Source organism: Acinetobacter sp. GN11 (genome assembly GCF_054823985.1).
In genome coordinates, this window is sequence record NZ_JRVL01000091.1 from 1 (window position 1) to 2,902 (window position 2,902).

A 2,902-nucleotide genomic window follows, 5' to 3' on the forward strand; every position below is an offset into this window, starting at 1 on the left:
ACTTTCTGTATATGAAGCGAAAAGTTCAGCTACGAGTTTCTCAGCTTTTTGAAAAGCATTTTCTAATGATTTTAGATGTCGTTCATCTCCAAGCTCTTGATATTCTGAAGCAATTTCATAAATTTTCTCTACGCCTAAATATTTGCTGAGCGTGCGAAGGTGAGGTGCAAGGTGATTCATGTGATGGCGGATGCCATCTTTCTCAAAACCAAACTCTCCACTAGAGGTGATAATGATTAAAATTTTTCCAGATAGAAGAGGTTGTAAAGGAAATTCTCCTCTAGCCAGATCAAAATCAAATGTTTTATTAATCCTAATAATTTGGTCAAACCATGCTTTAAGTTGAGCAGGCATACCATAATTGTACATAGGTGAAGAAATTAAAATGATATCTGAACTCGAAACTTCCGCGATTAACTGATCCGATATAGATAAAACATTACATTGAGCTTGAGTTCTTTTATTTTCAGGTGTGAATACAGCATCAATCCAGTCTTGAGTAATAAATGGTGGCGGATTCATTCCTACATCACGATAAATATATTCATCTATAGGCAGTTGCTTTTTCCATGAGCTGACCAATCGGCTGGCAATATTTTTAGAAATCGAATTATGGTTTGGATTAGGATTAATCGCAGCTCTTACACTAGCATCTATATGTAATATGTTACTCATCATAAATTCCAAAAAAAGTTAAGGTTTAATTTATTTTGAGTTTTAAAAGATAAGTAGACAAACGAGAAAATTACATTTATAGATGAGTTTAGATCACCTATAAATATAACTTTGGAGAAAGCATGCAAGTCTCTTTGCAAGCACTTAAGGCATTTGAATCAGCCGCTCGATTGGGGAGTTTTAAATTGGCTGCTGAAGAACTTTCGCTAACACCGACTGCGATTTCACATCATATTACTAATCTAGAAAGCAGATTAAATGTTGATTTGTTTCATCGACAAGTAAGGAAAATAACGCTTACAACTACCGGAGAGAGACTTGCTGGGGCAATTTCTGAAGGGTTTCGTAAAATTGAAGATGCATTAGATGAAATAACAGTAAATGGAAATGTAGTGAGAGTGGCTAGTACGTCTTCACTAGCTGCAATGCTGTTAATTCCTTCTATAAATGAATTTTATCAATTGCACCCCGATATCTCAGTTGAATTCTCTACAGGTGAAGCTTTAGAAAGTCACTTATATACATTGCCTATTCGATATGGTGATGTATCTTCAGTACCTTCTAAAGATATCCTTAAATATGAGTCTTTTAATGTATTTGGTGCATCTAAACTTGCTCTGACTAAAGATATGAGTGAGCCAATAACGTTATTCACCACAGAATGGAAAAATAAAGCATTACCAAGTCCACCATTAGAGACATGGCTTGAGGTGAATGGATGGGACCAAAAGAGGGTAATAATTAAGAAATTTGATCAGGAAATTTTTGGCATACATGAGGCTTTATCTGCCAATGGATTAGTATTTTGTTCCGCTATACTTACCCGTAGGTTCGTTAAGGCGAATCTTTTACAGGAGTTTAAAACGAAACCTATTCAATCAGAGCTGTGTTACTACATTCCAAATAAGGAAGATTTTAAAAATAGAAATGCTAGAAAATTTATTGAATGGGTAGAAAAGTTATTTAATCAATAAGCTTCTATTTTTGATTGGTTTTAACTACACAACACTAAAACTTATATAGCCTTTTTATGATATAAACTTAGATAAATTAATAATTAGAGAGATAAATATGCTTAACAACTTTAATGCTGAACAAGCTCGTCAAAATGCTAAAAACTTTAAAATAAATCAAGATGTCATATTGGAAAAAATTTTAACTGGTACTGAGTCTGAATCTAAGGAAGGGAAGCGAAAAGCAACTTTCTGGTTTCCTATTGATGCTATAAGTCCTGATCATCTGACACTGGTTGAAGAAGAGCTTAAAAACAGAGGGTTTAATGTCTCAACTGATATTGAGCACTCGGGTACTACTATAACGCTAGAAATAAGCTTCTAATTATTGATACGTTTTAACCAAACCGCCCTTAAAACAAGGGTGGTTTTTTATTGCATGATTTTTTCGTAATTCAGAGGAAATCAATATAAATTTATTTACAATTAAACTTATATTAATCAGGATATTATTTGACATGTTCTATCATCTTCTGTAGCTTTACTTTTTGAGTGGAATATGGATATGAACTTCCAAACAATACTTTTATCTTTCAAAAATCAATCTACTGGTACAGATGCATTTAAAGACTTAAAAAATGCTTGTGAACAGTCTCTTAAAGAATCTCAAAATACAAAAGAAAAAGCAGCCGTCTATTTAATCTATGGTTTTGCACGTAGCTACGTGATTTTATATGAAGATGAAGCAGTAACCTCTGAATTTGCCCACACCTCTAAGACTATGCTTATAGGCTATATGGAATGCCTTAATGAAGCTCTGTTAAGCCAAGATGATAGCGCTATTTTGAATGCCTTAAATCAAGTAAGCGATGACTATATAAAAAGCTCTCGAGTTTTCTAAACACCATTCATTCGTTTTTGATAAAAATACTTCTTTAGCCCGAGCTAAAGAAGTATTCAAAGTTTGTTTTAGTGAGACTTTTTCTTACCGCCACCATCTTGTTTATTGACAGTGGACCAAGCAATTCGTTCAGCTTCTTCTTGAGAATGACCTCTATCTACTTCGCTCTCAACAATATGTTTAGCCTGACGTTTTTGCTTTGTGGTGTAAGCTGTTTTATCACCGCGAGGCATAAGTTCATCCTCCATATCTATGATTTAGAACTTTATTATTAAAACATATTGAGAATTTAAACCAGTTAAGTAATGTCTGCCAATGTGTAGAAGTGGTTAGAAGTTTGATTTAAATGTGAATTTAAAAAAGATAATATGTA

Annotated in this window: 5 protein-coding genes; 3 read left to right on the forward strand and 2 right to left on the reverse strand. The window is 33.5% G+C overall.

Annotated elements, in window-relative coordinates:
* A partial coding sequence (locus NL42_RS09915; RefSeq protein WP_461312621.1) for an FMN-dependent NADH-azoreductase occupies positions 1-678 on the reverse strand: 678 nt, incomplete at its 3' end.
* A gap of 119 nt (positions 679-797) precedes the next feature.
* Between NL42_RS09915 and NL42_RS09920 the strand changes: the two genes are divergently transcribed.
* The 3 genes from NL42_RS09920 to NL42_RS09930 all read left to right on the forward strand — a co-directional run bounded on the left by NL42_RS09920 (position 798) and on the right by NL42_RS09930 (position 2,529).
* The gene (locus NL42_RS09920) at positions 798-1,649 is read left to right on the forward strand and encodes a LysR family transcriptional regulator (protein ID WP_461312618.1); all 852 of its coding nucleotides are present in this window, start codon (positions 798-800) and stop codon (positions 1,647-1,649) included.
* 97 nt (positions 1,650-1,746) lie between these two features.
* Positions 1,747-2,013 carry a hypothetical protein gene (locus tag NL42_RS09925; protein ID WP_461312619.1) on the forward strand — a complete coding sequence of 89 codons (267 nt, stop codon included), beginning with the start codon at positions 1,747-1,749 and terminating at the stop codon, positions 2,011-2,013.
* A 180-nt stretch (positions 2,014-2,193) separates the two neighbouring features.
* Entirely contained in the window at positions 2,194-2,529 is a 336-nt protein-coding gene (locus tag NL42_RS09930) for a hypothetical protein (protein WP_461312620.1), read from the forward strand.
* A gap of 68 nt (positions 2,530-2,597) precedes the next feature.
* Here NL42_RS09930 and NL42_RS09935 read toward each other — a convergent pair whose 3' ends face one another.
* Positions 2,598-2,762, reverse strand: a complete 165-nt coding sequence (locus NL42_RS09935) for a hypothetical protein (RefSeq protein WP_016138216.1) — start codon at positions 2,760-2,762, stop codon at positions 2,598-2,600.
* Between the last annotated feature and the right edge of the window lie 140 nt (positions 2,763-2,902).